General features: G+C 65.6%; 12 protein-coding genes. 7 read left to right on the top strand and 5 right to left on the bottom strand.

Features of this window, described 5'->3' with window-relative positions; translation table 11 throughout:
* Positions 1–26: 26 nt before the first annotated feature.
* Positions 27–3,566, bottom strand: coding sequence for a putative bifunctional diguanylate cyclase/phosphodiesterase (locus C7I36_RS02090; RefSeq protein ID WP_181256270.1), 3,540 nt, complete (start codon positions 3,564–3,566; stop codon positions 27–29).
* A gap of 231 nt (positions 3,567–3,797) precedes the next feature.
* Here C7I36_RS02090 and C7I36_RS02095 point away from each other — a divergent pair, with 231 nt between their 5' ends.
* The 7 genes from C7I36_RS02095 (at position 3,798) to C7I36_RS02125 (ending at position 12,280) form a co-directional block, all read left to right on the top strand.
* Positions 3,798–5,159: a paraquat-inducible protein A gene (locus C7I36_RS02095; RefSeq protein WP_146137295.1), complete on the top strand. Its 1,362-nt coding sequence runs from the start codon at positions 3,798–3,800 to the stop codon at positions 5,157–5,159.
* Positions 5,152–6,789 carry an intermembrane transport protein PqiB gene (gene pqiB / locus C7I36_RS02100; protein WP_106452091.1) on the top strand — a complete coding sequence of 546 codons (1,638 nt, stop codon included), beginning with the start codon at positions 5,152–5,154 and terminating at the stop codon, positions 6,787–6,789. The genes C7I36_RS02095 and pqiB overlap by 8 nt, the downstream gene beginning before the upstream one ends.
* Complete coding sequence (locus C7I36_RS02105; protein ID WP_106452092.1) at positions 6,786–7,379, top strand: PqiC family protein; 594 nt, start codon at positions 6,786–6,788, stop codon at positions 7,377–7,379. The genes pqiB and C7I36_RS02105 overlap by 4 nt, the downstream gene beginning before the upstream one ends.
* A gap of 9 nt (positions 7,380–7,388) precedes the next feature.
* Complete coding sequence (locus C7I36_RS02110) at positions 7,389–9,107, top strand: GGDEF domain-containing protein (RefSeq protein ID WP_106452093.1); 1,719 nt, start codon at positions 7,389–7,391, stop codon at positions 9,105–9,107.
* Between the two features lie 135 nt (positions 9,108–9,242).
* On the top strand, positions 9,243–9,800 hold the full coding sequence (locus C7I36_RS02115) for a histidine phosphatase family protein (protein WP_219899577.1): 558 nt from the start codon (positions 9,243–9,245) through the stop codon (positions 9,798–9,800).
* Between the two features lie 195 nt (positions 9,801–9,995).
* The gene (locus tag C7I36_RS02120; RefSeq protein WP_106452095.1) at positions 9,996–10,751 is read left to right on the top strand and encodes a substrate-binding periplasmic protein; all 756 of its coding nucleotides are present in this window, start codon (positions 9,996–9,998) and stop codon (positions 10,749–10,751) included.
* A 17-nt stretch (positions 10,752–10,768) separates the two neighbouring features.
* Positions 10,769–12,280, top strand: coding sequence for a GGDEF domain-containing protein (locus C7I36_RS02125; protein WP_106452096.1), 1,512 nt, complete (start codon positions 10,769–10,771; stop codon positions 12,278–12,280).
* Between the two features lie 30 nt (positions 12,281–12,310).
* Here C7I36_RS02125 and C7I36_RS17675 read toward each other — a convergent pair whose 3' ends face one another.
* The 4 genes from C7I36_RS17675 to C7I36_RS02140 all read right to left on the bottom strand — a co-directional run bounded on the left by C7I36_RS17675 (position 12,311) and on the right by C7I36_RS02140 (position 14,981).
* The gene (locus C7I36_RS17675; RefSeq protein WP_342749473.1) at positions 12,311–13,162 is read right to left on the bottom strand and encodes a glycoside hydrolase family 3 C-terminal domain-containing protein; all 852 of its coding nucleotides are present in this window, start codon (positions 13,160–13,162) and stop codon (positions 12,311–12,313) included.
* The gene (locus tag C7I36_RS17680) at positions 13,155–13,823 is read right to left on the bottom strand and encodes a glycoside hydrolase family 3 N-terminal domain-containing protein (RefSeq protein WP_245880004.1); all 669 of its coding nucleotides are present in this window, start codon (positions 13,821–13,823) and stop codon (positions 13,155–13,157) included. Before C7I36_RS17680 ends, C7I36_RS17675 begins: the two co-directional genes overlap by 8 nt.
* A 310-nt stretch (positions 13,824–14,133) precedes the next feature.
* A complete protein-coding gene (locus tag C7I36_RS02135; protein ID WP_181256271.1) occupies positions 14,134–14,532 on the bottom strand; it encodes a DUF1090 domain-containing protein in 399 nt (132 codons plus the stop codon).
* A gap of 110 nt (positions 14,533–14,642) precedes the next feature.
* Positions 14,643–14,981, bottom strand: coding sequence for a zinc ribbon domain-containing protein YjdM (locus tag C7I36_RS02140; RefSeq protein ID WP_106452098.1), 339 nt, complete (start codon positions 14,979–14,981; stop codon positions 14,643–14,645).
* Between the last annotated feature and the right edge of the window lie 906 nt (positions 14,982–15,887).

Here is a 15,887-nt window from a genome sequence, read left to right on the forward strand (position 1 = left end):
CCGGACGGCGGGCGGCGCTATTTTCATCATTTGTTAATGGCCGTCAATAGCCGTTCACGGTTTTGCGCCAAAAATTCGAGCAGGGCCTCCAGGGGCATGGGCCGGGCCAGCAGGAAGCCCTGGTAATAGTCGCACTGGCCGCGCCGCAGCCAGTCCAGCTGGTCCTGGGTTTCAATGCCCTCGGCCACCACCTCCAGCGCCAGCTCGTGGGCCATCACCAGGATGCCGCGGGTAATGGCGGCATCGCGCGGGCTGGTGGCCAGGTCGGTGATAAAGCTGCGGTCAATCTTGACCTTGTCCGCCGGCAGGTGCTTGAGGTAGCTCAGGCTGGAAAAGCCGGTACCGAAGTCGTCGATGGCCACCCCTATGCCGAGCCGGCGGATTTCCTGCAACAGGCCGATGGCGTACTGGGTGTCGTTCATCAATATGCCCTCGGTCAGCTCCAGCTCCAGGCTGCCGGCGGGCAGGCGGTGGCGCGCCAGCACCCCGGTCAGCGCCGCCAGAAAACCGCTGCGGTAGAATTGCAGCGGCGACAGGTTCACCGCCACCCGGTAGCGGCCGTCCTGGTTGAGCCTGACCGCATCCCGGCAGGCCCGCTCCAGCACCCATTCGCTGATGGCGATGATCTGGCCGGTTTCCTCCGCCAGGGGGATAAAGTCCGCCGGCGAAACAAATCCCTGCCGGGGATGGGGCCAGCGCAGCAGCGCCTCCACCGCCACCACCTTGCCGTCGCGATTGAACAGCGGCTGGTAGTGCAGCGCCAGCTGATGGTGGTCGATGGCGTCCTGCAATTCGTTGCGCAACACCAGGCGGCGCTTCATCAGGGTATTGAGGGTTTCGTTGTACCACTGAAAATGGTTGCGGCCCTGGCGCTTGGCCTCGTACATGGCCATGTCCGCCTGCTGGATCAACACCGCCGCCGCCGGCTCGCCGCCCTCGCTCAGGGCCAGGCCGATGCTGGCGGTAATGAACAGCTCGTTATGGGCCACCCGGTAGGGCTGGGCCAGGGTGGTCAGCAGCCGCCCGGCCAGCGCCTCGGCGGACGCCACCAGGGAGGTCCCGCGCAGCAGCAGCACGAATTCGTCACCGCCAAAGCGCACCAGCAGGCCCTCTCCTTCCAGCCCGCGCAGCCGGCGCGCCACCTCCACCAGCATCAGATCGCCCACCTCGTGGCCCAGGCTGTCGTTGATCGGCTTGAAACCGTCCAGATCGATAAACATCAGCACCAGCTGGTCCCGGTAGCCGGTCAGCTCGCGCAGCCGCTGTTCGAGCAGGTTGCGGTTGGGCAGGCCGGTAAGGGCATCGTGGCTGGCGTTGTAGGCCAGCCGCTGCTGATCCTGCTGCTGGCGAGTAATGTCCTTGCCGATACCGTATACCCCGGTAATGCGTCCGTTCACCACCATCGGCAGCGCGGTCAGATCGAGCACCGGCCGCCGGCCCTGGCCGTTGTCCGCCGTCAACTGGTAGCGGTGCGATCGCCCGGCCAGTACCGACGCCAGCATCTGCGCGGTGGCGGGCCGGTCCGCCGCGTCCACCAGCCGCTGCCAGGGCCGGCCCAGCACCGCCTCGGGCGCCAGCGCCAGTTGTTCGCAAAAGGCGCGGTTGACGCTGGTGACATCGCCCCGGGGATCCAGCGCGAACACCAGATCCGGGTGGTTGTCGAACAGCGAGCGATAGCGCTGCTCGCTGTCGCGCAGCTGGGCCCTGTCGTCTTCCCGCTCCATCGCCAGCGCCATCAGGTTGACCGCGTTGTCGATAAAGTCCGGCGCCTTGGGCGGCAGCGCCGCCGGATGGCACAACAGCAGGCCGCCGAGCACCCGCCCATCCGCTGCCTGCACCGGACAGGCCAGGGCGCCGCTGAAGCCGGCCGCGCGCAGCAGCGCCAGCAGGCCGGGCAGGCTGTCTTCGTGCTCTTCGCCGAACACCAGGGTACGCCCCCGGCACAGGGGCCCGGCGGCGGCGGCCAGCAGTTGCTGCTGCAGCCGGGCGGGCAGCCACAGCTCGCCGATGGGCTCCAGCCGGTCCTGGTGGCGGCGCAGCAGCAGGCTGCGACAGGCCGGCAGCTGGCCACCGAGCAGGCGGCCGATCACCGCCAGTATGTCGTCCAGGGGCTGCTGGCGGATCACCATGGCTTCAATCTGGTGCTGGTTTTGCAGGTGATCCCGGGCCAGCTCCAAGGCCCGGCTCTTGGCCAGTCCCAGGCGCATCAGCTCGATGCTGATGGCGGCCAGAAAACTCAGGAAAAAACCGCTCAGGGCCATCAGCAGCCGCAACTGGGCCGAGCGACCGAGGGAAGACATGTCGCCCAGGTAGCTCTCCAGCTTGATTTCGGGCCCGTAGGGCAGGATGGAATGACGCCGGTTCATGAACAGCGGCCGGCGGGCCGGATGCTCGCCGTCGCTCAGCTCAAGCAGGGTACGTCCGTCCAGGTTGACCCGCAGCAGGAAAGGGAACAGATCCATACGGATTTCCTGGCGCATCAGCATCGCCAGGTCGACCCGCGCCAGCAGTTGCAGGCCGGCGTAGCGGCGCTGGATGGCGGGCACGCTGATCGCCACCAGCGCCGGCGCCTGCATGGGATAAAGGGTGTCGAGCACCACCATGCGCGGACGCGCCACCGCGCGCTCCAGCCAGGATGCCAGCGCCGGATGCTCCAGCGCCAGAGGCTCGCCGCTGCCCGGACGCAACTGTCGCCACAGAGGCGCCTGCCCCGGCTGCAACAGGGTGATCTCGCTGATACTGGGCACGTCGCGCAAATAGGCGCGGGCGTCCTGCAGGTGCTGATACTGCTGTTCGGCGTCCGGGCTCAGGGCGATGCGCTCGGCCAGCCGCTGCAACAGTTTGACGTGCACATTCATCACATCGATCATGGCGTTTTCGGCGTTGTCCATCATGGTGCCGCTGGCCCGGCGGATATCCAGGTGGTGCTGAAAGCTCATCAGATACCACAGCAGGCAGGTCACACCGATGCCCAGTGCCGCCACCACGCCGGCCGGGCGGCTCGGGCCGCCCGCGGGCCGGGGCGCACAGGCGAGTAGCAGGGCCAGGCCGAACACCAGCATGAACAGGCTGCCGATACTGGACGAAGCCGGATGCGGCCCCATCAGGGTGGAGAGATCGAACAGCCACTGGCCCACCAGCAACACCCCGCCCCCCACGATCATGCCCAGCCCGCCGATCAGCCGCCACAGCCAGCGACCGTGCCGGTGGCAAGGCGGGGTCAGCAGGCACAGCGACACCAGCAGCAGCGCCAGCCGCATCGGCGCCGGTGGCGCCAGGACAACCGCGCCCATGGAGACGGCGGGGAGCATGGCAACGCCGACCACCGCCAGCAGCGCCAGGGCCGAAAACTGCCGCCCGCGCGGGGCACCGCCGATGGCGCACCCCAGGCCCAGGCCGGCCAGCATCACCCCCAGGGCGCCCAGGGGCGTGATCACCATGCTCAGGGCGTCGTCCGCCAACAGGAAAAAACCGGTGACAAACCCCAGTGCCCCCATCAGGGTACAGGCCATGGCAATCAGCAGCAGGTAGGTATGGCGGGCAATCAGCCTCGCGTCTGTGGGCATCGACAACGGCCAGGGCCTCCGGGCAAGGGAATACCGGCATGGCGCCGGCCAGAGAGGCGTTACCGGAAACATGCCACCAGAAAATCATCTTCCGCCTTTGCGGGACAAGACTCAATAGAAGATAGCCGCCCGGCCCCACAAATGCCCCGCCGGGGCCGATTCGACTTTATTCTTCGCGCCCAACTGTCGTAGTATCAAGCCCCGTTTTTTCATTGCCAGACAGGCTTGCCTTTGACCGACAGCGCACACCCGCCCTACCCGCCGCACGGCGCCGGACCGCACCGGCGGCGCTCGGTGTCGCGCCGGCGCCTGCGGGTCTGCCACGAGTGCGATCTGCTGGTGGCGCTGCCGACCCTGCGCCCGGGGGAAAAGGCCGACTGCCCCCGCTGCGGCCATACCCTGGTGCGCCGCCACGCCAACCCGGCCGAGCGCAGCCTGGCCCTGAGCCTGGCCACCCTGATTACCCTGGCGCTGTCGGTGGCCTTTCCCTTTATCGGCTTTGAAATCAGCGGCATCGGCAACCGCATCGGCCTTACCGACAGCGCCGCCACCCTGATCGGCCTGCACCAGCCGCTGGTGGCCCTGTGCGTGCTGCTCACCGTCATCATATTGCCGCTGGTGTATTTGTGCAGCGTGGCCTGGCTGTGCCTGGGCCTGCTGTTGCACCGTCCCCTGCCCCGCAGCCGGCATATCGCGCGCACCCTGCGCCATGTCACGCCCTGGATGATGGCCGATGTGTTCGTCATCGGTACCCTGGTCAGCCTGATCAAGGTGGTGGGCATGGCCGACATCGAGCTGGGGCTGTCGTTCTGGACCTTTTGCGCCTACGCCCTGCTGCTGTTGCTCACCACCCAGTCGGTGGACAGCGACTGGCTGTGGTTTTCCCTCGACCGGCGCAACCTGGCCCCGGCGGGCAGCCGCCCAGGCCTGAGCGCTGCCGCCCAGGGCCTGGCCGGCTGCACCACCTGCGGCCTGGTCAACCGCCTGCCGGCGCAGGGCAAGGCCCGTTGCCGGCGCTGCGACGAACCCCTGCACCCCTGGCGGGGAATCCGCAACCAGGCCACCCTGGCGCTGCTGGCGGCGGCGCTGGTGATGTATATCCCGGCCAACCTCTACCCCATCATGGTCACCACCTCCCTCGGCAACAGCCTGCCGTCCACCATCATGGGCGGCGTCATGCTGTTCATCCAGCACGGCGACTGGCCCATCGCCTTTATCATTTTTACCGCCAGCATAGCGGTGCCGGTGAGCAAGATACTGGCCCTGTTGTGGCTGTGCCGGGTGGCCGGCCGCCCCCGGGACGGCCTGAGCCGGCTGTCCCGCATCCGCCTGTACCGGATCACCGAGTTTGTGGGCCGCTGGTCCATGGTGGATGTCTTTGTGGTCGCCATTCTGGTGGCCCTGATCCGCAACGGCTCGCTAATGTCCATCGAGCCCGGCCCGGCCGCCCTGGCCTTTGCCGCCGTGGTGGTGCTGACCATGCTCGCCGCCATGCTGTACGACCCGCGCGGCATCTGGGCCGGCGCCGACGCCAACCCGACCCCCACCGAGCCGGCCAAGGCCGCTCAAGCCAAGGAATCCGATTATGTCTGACCCCCAGCGCGCCGAGCGCCGGACCCAGCGCTCCCTTTCCCCCATCTGGATAGTGCCCCTGGTGGCCGTGTTGATCGGCGCCTGGATGATCTACGACAACCTGAGCCGGCTCGGTCCTTCCATCACCCTGATCATCGACAACGCCGAGGGCATAGAGGCGGGCAAGACGCTGATCAAGACCCGCAATGTGGAAGTGGGCCGGGTGGAGCGGGTCAGCCTGTCGGACGATCTCGGCCATGCGGTGATCAGCGCCCGCATGAGTCCCCAGGCGGAAGCCATGCTCAACGACGACACCCGCTTCTGGGTGGTCAAGCCGCGCATCGGCCGGGAAGGCGTGAGCGGCCTGGGTACCGTGCTGTCGGGCGCCTACATCCAGTTGCTGCCGGGCAACAGCGACCAGGGCCGGCGCGAATTTACCGTGCTCGAACAACCGCCGGTAGCACCGCCCGACGCCCCCGGCCTGCGCATCAATCTGGTCAGCCAGGTGGGCAACGCCATCAGCACCGGCGATCCCGTCACCTACCAGGGCTATACGGTGGGCCGGGTGGAAGACAGCCGCTTCGATCCGGACAAGCGGGAAATGCGCCACCTGCTCTACATCCAGTCGCCCTACGACGTGCTGGTAACCACCACCACCCGCTTCTGGACCGGCTCCGGCGTGGACGTGCGCCTGGATTCCCAGGGATTCAGGGTCAATGTAGCCTCGCTGGAGTCCCTGGTCGGCGGCGGCGTCACCTTCGGCGTGCCCGACAACGCCGCCATGGGCCACAAGGCCAAACCCGGCGCCACCTATGTGCTGTTCCCGGACGAGGACAGCGCCAACGAGGGCAGCTATGAGCAATACCTGGAATACGTGCTGCTGGTGGACGACACGGTACGCGGCCTGAGCCCGGGCGCGCCGGTGGAATACCGGGGCGTGCGCATCGGCACCGTGGTCAGCGTGCCCTGGAATTTCACCGCGCCCCAGCCCGACTCCCTGAGCCGCTTCGCCATTCCGGTACTGATCCGCATCGAGCCCCAGCGCTTCGACGACAGCGTGGAAGACATCGACACCGAAGACTGGTACCAACGCCTGGACCGCATGTTCGGCCATGGCCTGCGCGCCTCCCTCAAGGCCGGCAACCTGCTCACCGGCGCCCTGTTCGTGGATCTCAACTTCCACCAGGACGTGGTGCCCTTCCAGCGCATGAGCTTTGTGGAGCGGCGGGTGTTCCCCACCACCTCCGGCAGCTTTGCCCAGATTGAACAGAAGGTGTCGAACCTGCTCGACAAGTTCAACAACCTGGAAATCGAACCCATTCTCGGCACCCTCAATGCCACCCTGGAAAGCACCCGCCAGACCATGGAGAAGGTGAACGGCATCGCGGCCTCCCTCGATGCCCTGCTGGCGGATCCGGCCACCGGCCAGTTGCCGGACAACGCCAACGCCACCCTGCGCCAGCTGCGCGACACCCTGCAGGGTTTCAGCCCCGACTCCCAGGGCTACAACGAGCTGACCCAAACCCTGTCCCGCCTGGAAAAACTGATGCGCGACCTGCAACCCGTGGTGCGCACCCTGAACGATCAGCCCAACGCCCTGATCTTTGACAAAAAACTCACCGAAGACCCACAACCGAGGGCCGCCCCATGATCCAGACCGCCTGTCGCCGCCTGCCCGCCCTGCTGTTGCTGCTGGGCCTCGCCGCCTGCTCCGCCGCCCCCGGCGGCGGCCAGCCCGGCTACCTGCTGCCCGCCGGCACCGCCGCCGCCACCCACCCCGAGGCCGGGGCCGCCATTGCGGTGGCGCCGGTGCGGGTGGCCGATTTTCTTGATGGCGAGGGCATAGTGATGCAGCTCAGCGACATCGAGGTGTACCCGGCGCGACAGCACCTCTGGGCCCAGGAATTGCCCGGCCAGCTGCAGCAACTGCTGCAACAACGGCTGGCCGCCGCCCTGCCCGCCACCCAGGTGGTGAGCCGGGGCCAGCCGCTGCTGGCGGGCCTGCCCGCCCGGGAAGTACGCCTGCGGCTCGACCGCTTCCAGGGCCGTTACGACGGCGTGGCCCTGGCACAAGGCCAGTGGCAGTTGCTCGACGGCCAGGGCCGCCTGCTGGCCCAGGCCGACTTCAGCGTGGCCCGCCCCCTGCCCGAGGACGGCTATCCGGCCCTGGTGCGCACCCTGGCCGCCGCCTGGGAACAGGTGGCGGACGAACTGGCCGCCGAACTGGCCCTTGGCCTTTGATGCCGGCCCATGCCCCACAGCCTTAGCCCGGGCCGGCTACCCCAGGGCGGCGGCCTGCGCTGGAAACTCTGGATACTGACCCTGCTGGCGGCCCTGTGTATCGGCCTGCTGGCCGGCGCCACCCTGTACCAGTCGGTGGGCGGTTTTGTGCGCGCCAAGCTCAATGCCCGCGCCATCAGCCAGTTTGCCGCCAGCTTCGAGGCCGCCAACCACATCTCCGCCGAGCGCGGCCCGGCCAACGACCTGATGAGCGCCGACCCCGCCCGCCGGGAACCGGCCCGGCGGCGGCTGCAGCAATACCGCGCGCGCACCGATCGGAGCCTGCGCCGCCTGGCCACCACCCAGCTGCCCGCCGGACTGCTGGCGAGGGTGGAACGGGATCTGGAGCTGGCCCGGCAGCGGGTCGATATCGTGGCGCTGCTGGATCCCGCTGCGCGCCGCTTCGATCAGGTGCAGGCCGCCATCGACGCCATGTTTGCCGCCTGGGACAGCTATTCCCGCCTGATCCAGTGGCAGGCCGCCCAACTGGTCCGCCAGGACGAGGCGCTGAGCGCGGCGGTGCTAAAGAGCATGAGCCTGGGCAACCTGCGCGAGTACGCCGGCCGGATAGGCTCCTACATCGTCGCCCCCATGGCCGCCGGCATGGAAGTGCCGGTCGCCAACCGTATCCAGCTCCAGATTGCCCGGGGCCGGCTGCTGGAGCTGTGGCAACTGCTCTCACCGGGCATCGAGGTATTACCCGCCGCAGACCCGGTGCGCCAGCAGCACGAACTGGCCCGCCGCCATTATCTGCGCCACGGCCTGGCCCTGGTGGATCAACTGCTCAACGAATACCCCTATCCCATGGATGCCCTGGCCTTTACCGATCACTACGTGGCGACCATGCAGCCGCTGGAAACCCTGCGCAACCTGCTGCTCGGCCAGACCCTGGCCCAGGCCGAGCAGCACCGGCAACAGGCCTGGCGCACCCTCTGGCTGCTCGGCCTGATCACCCTGCTGGCCCTGCTGCTGCTCGCCGCCCTGGTGCTGGCTCTGCAGTATTATGTGTTCGGCCCCCTGCTGCGGGCTGCGGACGCGGTATTTGCCCTGGCCGACGGCGACGCCGAACCGCCCCGGGCCCGGCGGCAGGATGCGGGCGAAATCCGCCGCCTGTTCGCCGCCATGGGCATAGTGTCGGACCGGCTGCGCGAGCGGGCCCGGCTGACCCGGGAGCTGGAGCAGCTGGCGATCACCGACAGCCTGACCGGCCTGCTCAACCGCCGGGCCATCGACCGGCTGGGGCGCAAGGCCCTGGCGGGCACCCGGCGCCAGGACACTCCCTGCCTGATCCTGATCGACGTGGACCATTTCAAGGCCATCAACGACACCCATGGCCACCCCGCCGGGGATCAGGTACTGCGCGAGCTGGCCGGCCTGATGCGCGCCCAGTTGCGCCCGAGCGATCACCTGGGGCGCTTTGGCGGCGAGGAATTTGCGGTGCTGATAGAGGGTGCCGGCCTCGCCCAGGCCACCCGGCTGGCGCGGCGCCTGAAACGGGCCATTCGCCATCACCGCCTGGATCTGGACAACGGCGCGCGCCTGACGATCACCGCCAGCCTGGGCGTGGCCGGTGGCCCGGGGCTCGACTGGGAACAGATGATTGCCCTCGCCGACCAGGCCCTCTACCGGGCCAAGGCCGCAGGCCGGGACAGGGTGCGCAGCCAGCGGGCGCCCGACACGCCGGACTGACCGGGCCTGTTGTCCGGCGTTCGGCGGGCGGCGTATCGGCCTTTTATTGTATGTTGGCATAATATTGTCGGCACGGGTGGGGGATTTTCCGGCCGCCGACACGGTCTTGCACAAGTAAGCCTGGGAGAACCGACGATGACGATGCTGAAATGGGGATTACTGTTGCTGCTGGCCCTGGCCGGGCCGGCCGCCGCCAATACCGACGAGGCCTGGCAGGCGCTCAGGGAAGGCCGCGCCATGCTGCTGATGCGCCACACCCATGCCCCGGGCACCGGCGATCCGCCCGGCTTTGTGCTCGAACAGTGCCATACCCAGCGCAACCTCGACGAGCTGGGCCGGGAGCAGGCCCGGGCCTGGGGCGACCGGCTGCGCGAGCAGGGTATCCACCAGGCACGGGTTTACAGCAGCCAGTACTGCCGGGCGCAGGAAACCGCCACCCTGCTCGGCCTGGGCGAAGTGGTGCCGGAACCCACCCTCAGTTCCTTTTTCGCCCGCCGCGAGCGCCGGGCCGAGCAAACCCGCGAACTGCGCCGCTTTGTGGCCGGGCTGGAGCCCGGCCTGCCGGTGGTACTGGTCAGTCACCAGGTCAACCTGACCGCCCTCACCGGCCTGTTTCCCCGCGCCGGCGAAGCATTGATCCTGGCCCTGCCGCTGGAAGACAGGGTCAGGGTACTGGCACGCATCAACCCCTGAGCCGCGCCCTCAGTCCTGCTCGACGTAAATCAACCGTTCGGTGTCGAAGCCGGCGGCAGGCCAATCACCGGACAAAAACAGAATCATATGGCACCAATCACTGATTCAAAAGGGGATAAAACACCGACAAATGGTATTCAAATGCGTAACTTGCTGGCAAGATAGCGCCAAAACCCGGTTGCAAGGATGCCTGGCATGTGGAATACCGCTTTGCTGTTTGCCTGCGCCCTGTTGGTCGCCGCCCTGCCCGCCCGGGCCGCCGAGCGGCTGGTGGTGGCGACCGAGGGCACCTATCCGCCGTTCAGCTACCACGACCAGGAAGGCCGGCTCACCGGCTTTGACGTGGACATAGCCGAAGCCCTGTGCCGCGCCATGCAGGCCGAGTGCGAGCTGGTGGCCGCGCCCTGGGACAGCCTGCTCGACGGCCTGGAGCAGGGCCGGTTCGACCTGGTGGTGGCGAGCATGGCGGCCACCCCCGAACGCCAGGCCCGGGCCGATTTTTCCGACCACTACTACCGCACCCATTCCATGTTTGCCGGCCCCGCCGGGCGCTATCCGCGGGTGTCGCCCGACGATTTGGCCGGCCTGCGCCTGGCCACCGGGGCAGACACCATACAGGCCGCCTTTTTGCAGCGTCGCTACCCCCGCAGCCGGATCCTGCTGGCCCGGGACCAACAGGAAGCACTGCGCTGGCTGGAGCAGGGCCAAGCGGATCTGGTGCTGTCGGACACCATCAACCTGTTGAGCTTCCTGCAAAGCCCGGCGGGCGTGGCCTTCGACTATGCCGGCGAGCCCCTGGCCGACAACATGCTGCAGTCCGAGGCGCGCATTGCCGTGGCCAAGGGCCGGCGGACCTTGCTGGCGCGGGTGAACCGGGCCATCGTCACCATTCGTCTTAACGGCAGCTACGACCAGATAAACCGCCGTTACATTCCGTTCAGCCTGTACTGAGCCCGGAGGCCACCCCGGTGACATCCCCCTACCGCCAGTTTCACCCCCGCCTTTCCACCACCCTGTCGCTGGTGGTGTGCGCCCTGCTGCTGTTCATGGGGGTGATCTCCTGGCTGGTGGTGCCGCTGCTGTCGGGCATAGACCAAAGCTCGGGCCAGACCCGGGAACGCTACATGCCCAGCATCCTCGACCACCAGCGCAATGCCCTCAAGGTGGAGAAGATCAGCGGCTACCTCAACACCGTGTACTGGGCCCAGGATCCCGACGCCGAGCGCCGCGCCCGGCTGCAGGCCCAGGTACTGATCCAGAGCTTTATGCTGGAGGAGACCTTCGCCCTTGCCGGGCGCACCGCCGAAACCCTGGACATCATCAAGCGGCTGATGGAACTGCGCGAACGCCAGCGCCGGCAGATGGAGCAGGTGGCGCTGCTGCTGGGCCAGTCCGGCTCCCCCGCCCTGGCCGGGCTGGGCCGGCGGCTGCTGCTCACCCCCCTGCGGGAAGTGCGCTGGCCGCCGTTCGCGCCCCTGCTGGCGGCAATACCGGCGCCGGACGACGAGGACCGGATCCGGCTGCAACGGCTGGCACGGCACCTGCAGCAGGTGTCCATCCTCAATTCCCAGGCCGACCAGTTGCTGGAGCGGGGCCAGGCCCAGCTGCAACAGGTGGCCGGCGCGCTCACGACAGACGCCGCCCTGCGGGTACAGCAACTGACCGAAGACATCGGCCGGGACGCCGGCGCCGTGGCCCGCTATACCTACCTGCTGATCGGCGTGGTCACCCTGATCTCGGTGCTGCTGTTTGGTGCCCTGCACCGCTTTGTGCTGCGCCCGCTGCAGGCCTCGCTGCAGGGCCTGCGCGCCATCGAGCAGGATCACAACGACCATGTCCGGCTGCCGCCGGTGCTGTTCAGCGAGCTGAACACCATTTGCCGGGCGGTGGAGGATTATTCGGCCATGACCCGGGAGCTGCGGCAACTGAACGAGGAGCTGCAGCAGCTGTCGCACCAGGACGGCCTCACCGGCCTGGCCAACCGCCGCCATTTCGACCAGGTATTGCACGATGCCTTCAACCGCGCCCGCCGCCATCACGCCCGGCTGGCGGTGGTGATGCTGGATATAGATCACTTCAAGCGGCTGAACGACACCTTTGGCCACCTTAACGGCGACGAGTGCCTGCGCGCCCTGGCGCGGGTGCTCAAGGACTATGCCCTGCGCAGCGGCGAGGTGGCGGCCCGCTACGGCGGCGAAGAGTTCGCCCTGGTGCTGACCGATGTCAACCGCCAGCAACTGGTGCGGCTGTGCGAGCAAATCCGCCAGCAGGTGGCGGCCCTGCAACTGGTGGACGCCGCCGGCCAGGCCATGCCCTTTACCGTCAGCCTCGGCGCCGCCCTGCTGCCCGCCGCCGCCCTGGAGCAGGAATGCGCGCTGCTGCAACTGGCCGACCAGGCCCTGTACCGGGCCAAACAGGAAGGCCGCAACCGGGTGGTGCTGAGCGAGGGCGAAACCCGCCCCGCAGAGGCCCTGGCCTGAGCTTGGCGGGTCCCGCCCTCCCCGGCCCCGCTACCAGGGGCCGCGAGCGGCCGACTTGCCGACTTGCGGGAACGACATACCGATCTGTCCCACCAGCGGGGTGTCGGCGGAAGATCCTCCCACCAATACCCGGTACTGGCCGTTGGCTTCCTGCCAGTCGCCATGGGCCCAAAGGGTGAGATCATCGGGGTAGTCGGGCACGAAGTAAGAGAAGGGATGGTTGGCGGCGCCGGCATCGATCTCTATCCGCACCCGGCGGCTCTCGCCCGGCTCAAGAAAGACCTTTTCAAACCCCACCAACCGCTTGGACGGCTGCTGTGCCTGCCTGGGCAGCATCAGGTACACCTGGGACGCCTCGGCCCCCGCCCGCTCGCCGGTGTTGGTGAGAGTGTATTCCACCGTCAGCACCGGAACCAGCGCGGCCAGTTTCTGCATGGCCGAGGCCGGCCGGCCCTTGCCCGGGGGCATCAGGGGCCCATACTCGCTGCGGAATGCCTTGCTCAGCTTCAGGTCGCTGTAGGCAAAGCGGGTATAGGACAGCCCGAATCCGAAGGGAAAGGCCGGCGCCACGCCATTGGCTTCGTACCAGCGATAGCCCATCTCCAGGTTTTCGGTGTAGTTGCTGATCAGCTGAAGGCCGTTGAGGTCATCCCAGTCGTCCACGTCGATACCGGGAAAACCCGGGCCGCCGGGCTGGCCGGTATCCTCACGGGTGCCCGGGTACTGCTCCAGGGTGGCAAAGGCCGCTTCACTGTTACTGGCGGGAAAGGTCACCGGCAGTTTGCCCGACGGGTTGATCTCGCCGAACAGGATATCGGCCAGGATGCCGCCGTCTTCCTGGCCGGGGAACCAGGCGGCGATCAGGGCGGCGACATTATCCAGCCAGGGGGTCCATCAGAATGCCGGCACCGCTATATAGCACCACGGCGGTCCAGCGCTCGCGCTGGAACTCGTGCTCGTTGCCCACAAAGTGCTTGAGCTGGGCCTGCACCCCCTGGGACTGGATCCCCCTTACCTGGGCGGCACCCACCATCCCGGCCAGGAAAGGGTCTTCACCCGGGTATTCCTGGGCGCGGCCGGCATAGGGAGTCCGGATCAGGTTCAGCGCCGGCCCCAGCAACACCTGGCTGGCAAAGGAAAAGGCCTCTATGCCCACGACTTCGCCCCAGGCCTCGACCCGGGGCGGGTCGAAACTGGCCGCGGCCAGGGTCATGGAAGGCCCGCCGGTCATCACCGGCTCCTGGCTGCAGGAGCCTCCCCGAATACCGTTGCCGCCGTTTATCTGGCGCACCGTGGGGATGCCGAGCCAGGGAATACCGGTAATGCTGCGCCCCACGGCCGAAAAACCGCATTCCCGAAGCGTGCCGCTGCCACCGGCCCGATACTGGCCCAAGGGCAGGCTCTCGGCTTCGGGCAGATTGCCGATTTGCTGGATTTTTTGTTCAAGGGTCATTTGCGACAGCAGGCTGTCGGCAAACAGTTGGTGAGGGCTTGGGTCGGCCGCCAGTCCAAAGGACAGCAGGGTGCCTGCCAGCATGGACATGCCTGTCCTGGCAACACCGGCCGCATGTGAAGAAACTACCATTGTCGTGTCTCCCATCTACCACTTGGGTCAAAGGCGGACACTCCCTGTCCAGACAACAAAGGACGGTTGCTTCGGTGGTGCGTGCGGCGCATCGCACTGGATAGGATAAATAATGCCACCTGTCGAAAAGAAGCAGGCCTTTTCTACCCGAAGCACCCGGCCGGGATGAGCCCGGCCGGTTTAGATAACTCAATAAAAAAGCATAGTGGCGAAACGGCAATCCGGCGAAGCAGGCCCCCAGGGCAGGAGGAAGCAGGCCGCCCCGCCGTTATTCAAACCCGGCCTGCTGCCGGCGCAGGCGCTTCAGCTCGTCCTGCTCTTCCCGGATTTTGCGTTGGTATTTGTCGACCTTGTCCTGCTTGCCGGCCGCCCTGGCTGCTTTGAGATCCGCACGGTAATCCGCAAGCTCGCCTTCGCTGTTGCGGATGTCGTCGGCCAGCTCCCGCCGGAGCCCCTCGTCGGTACAGCTTTGCCTGGCTGCCCGCTGCGCCTTGGTCAGCCCCGCCAGCCGGTGCGTATGGCCGGACTCGCGGGCTTGCTCAATCTGGCCTTCCAGTTCGCAAAACTTCCGCTCGCACCCCGCCAGGCCGGAGCAATTCGACGACGCCAAAGCGCCGAAGGACAGCGCAGACAACAGGAATACCGAGGTTTTGATAAGCATTTTCATCATTCACCTGTTTTTAGTCGGGCAAGCGAAGCCCACAAACAAAAAAACGCAATGCCGGCACCCCGACATTGCGTTTTACGCTGTTGCGCTTACTGAAGACGGAACGCGGTTCAGGACTTTTTCACAAAGGCGGCGGTCACCATCATCTCGCCAATGCCGTCCACCTTGCAGTCCAGCTCATGATCCTTGGCATCCACAATGCGGCGGATCACCGCCTTGGTACCGATTTTAATGACCAGGGAGCTGCCCTTTACCTTGAGATCCTTGGCCACGGTGATTTTGTCCCCTTCCTGCAGCAGGGTGCCGTTGGCATCCTTGGCGGTAAGGGGCGCGTCTTCGGCGGCCGCATCGGCCGGGTTCCACTCATGGCCGCACTCGGGGCAGATAAGCTGCGCCTGATCCTGATAAACGTATTCGGAGCTGCACTTGGGGCAAGGAGGTAATGACATGATTTGCTTCTTCTTCAACGTGAATTTTGCCGGCCATTCTACCCGTTATTTCCCGACTTTTCGAGTGGGTTTGCACCGATACCCGGTTTGACCGACGTTCGCGTTATTTGGCCGTAATAACACCAGTTACTTGCATAAAATGCAATGCATTAGATCACTACAAGCTCAGTTTTCTGGTGTCAATTTTTTCTATTGATGACAACGGTAACACTTTATCTATTTGTAAGCCAGGTTAATAAGTCGACTTTTTCAAAAGCATTTTTATGGAAAAATAAAAGACCAGAGTAGTTTCACTTAGAAAGCTTACAGTTATCCTCTACATACCAAATAATTATTTGTTCAGTATCACCTTTAGATAAATTCTTACCATTGGCAACTTTTGTCCAATACTCTACGCATGCATCAAAGTCAGTTCTTTGATCACATCCCACCAAAAAAATAACGCAAGCAAAAAAAAACAAAAAGCATTAATAAAATTCATATTCACACCATAAAGCCACTGACACAATTGATTAGAGCTGTAAATTTTACGTTCAATCCTAACTTGTTAAATAAGAAAATCTACTTCTATCATCCATGAAAACCCTATACACCATCATTATTTTTCTGCTACCACGCTACCGCCAAGATCTTGCGGGCGAACAGACCACTTTGGTTTTGCTGTAATAAGTACAGTTATTGTGGCTACAAGCCTGGAAAATTCAAATGGAACTTTTGCATAACGGGGGTTTTGCGTGGCGTTTTGAGTGGCTGGCCGCACTCCACGTAAAGGCAAGGGCCCTGGCGTTGGCGCTTCGCGCCAATTTGCAGGCGGGCCGCCTGCGCTCCATGTAGGGCGCAGCGCAAGACTGCACGCACAAATAAAAACGCCCGCGGTGGCGGGCGTTTTGGCACGTGGGGGGGTGG

Source organism: Zobellella taiwanensis (genome assembly GCF_003012795.1).
In the GTDB taxonomy this organism is placed as follows: domain Bacteria; phylum Pseudomonadota; class Gammaproteobacteria; order Enterobacterales; family Aeromonadaceae; genus Oceanimonas; species Oceanimonas taiwanensis.